At 81.4% G+C, this 280-nt stretch carries 1 protein-coding gene; it reads left to right on the top strand.

Annotation, left to right across the window (positions count from 1 at the left end):
- Nucleotides 1-58: 58 nt before the first annotated feature.
- A partial coding sequence (locus DMH08_RS42260; RefSeq protein ID WP_233618092.1) for a hypothetical protein occupies nucleotides 59-280 on the top strand: 222 nt, incomplete at its 3' end.

The following is a 280-nucleotide window of genomic DNA, read 5'->3' as shown; positions in this document are numbered from 1 at the left end:
GCGGTCCGGCGGGCAGCGCGACCGCGCCGACCGGGCCGGTGGGCTTCCGCTTCACCCGGTGACGGCCCCGTCCGCCTTCGCGACGGGCGGGGCGGAGCCGGTCGGCCGGTCCGCCTCGCCGGATGTCGCCGGCCTGGCGATCACCGGGGAGGAGCGGTCCGGCGGGCAGCGCGACCGCGCCGACCGGGCCGGTGGGCTTCCGCTTCACCCGGTGACGGCCCCGTCCGCCTTCGCGACGGGCGGGGCGGAGCCGGTCGGCCGGTCCGCCTCGCCGGATGTC

Source organism: Actinomadura sp. WAC 06369 (genome assembly GCF_003947565.1).
Lineage (GTDB): Bacteria > Actinomycetota > Actinomycetes > Streptosporangiales > Streptosporangiaceae > Spirillospora > Spirillospora rifamycini.
The sequence above is the reverse complement of the archived record's forward strand: the minus strand, read 5'-3'. Positions and strand labels throughout refer to the sequence as shown.